1 protein-coding gene is annotated in these 781 nt (G+C 44.3%); it reads left to right on the plus strand.

Going from position 1 to position 781, the window contains the following annotated elements; genetic code table 11:
* Positions 1–79: 79 nt before the first annotated feature.
* Positions 80–454: a hypothetical protein gene (locus tag SHEWPOL2_RS22090; RefSeq protein ID WP_037431889.1), complete on the plus strand. Its 375-nt coding sequence runs from the start codon at positions 80–82 to the stop codon at positions 452–454.
* Positions 455–781: the final 327 nt, after the last annotated feature.

Consider the following 781-nt stretch of genomic DNA (forward strand, 5'->3'; position numbering starts at 1 on the left):
AGCGCTGCACTCGGACAAATTTTGCGCTGCGCTCCAAATTTGCCGGTGAGCGCGGCGTTATGTGTAAGCGAGTATGAAAATGGAATGGTCTCAACTCGAAATATTCAAAGGTATTGATCTCAATGATTCATTTGTTCTGAATTGGAGTCAGAAGAACGATCATTTGTCTTTTGAGTTAGAAGCAAGCATTTGGCCCGAGTCCGATCATTACATCGCTCCTAAGAAAGATGAGCATACTTGCTACCGGAAAGCGACTCTCGAATTTGTTGGCGTAAAAAATATTAGTGGTTTAAAGCCGAAAGAGTCTGTCCATTCAAGCACAGATCCAGATGGCACTGTTGATTATGGAAATATTGATGACCTCAAGGCACTAGATGGTTCATTTCTTGTTGTCGGTGATTTTGGGTCGGTCACAATCCAAGGCGGAGATCTCCGATTTGAAATCCACACATAACAAATAAGGATAGGCCGCGCGTAGCCGCGACCTTATCCCAAGTGTTGAACAAGCCCGATGCTGGAACAAATAAGGATAGGCCGCGCGTAGCCGCGACCTTATCCCAAGTGTTGAACAAGCCCGATGCTGGTTGTTGACACTTTATTATGCAAATAGCGGATTGAGAATGTGTACTGGCGAAGGTCTTATTTTAAAAGAGACTTTTATGCAGACATGACCCGCCCTTAGCGAACGGGCTAATATTTTTATTACCTACTCATCAAGCTGTTATCGAGTCCTCATTCTGTTTGGTTAACCCGTTATCCTTATACTTCTCGCCTTAGGCGA

The organism is Shewanella sp. POL2, assembly GCF_000282755.1.
GTDB lineage: Bacteria > Pseudomonadota > Gammaproteobacteria > Enterobacterales > Shewanellaceae > Shewanella > Shewanella xiamenensis.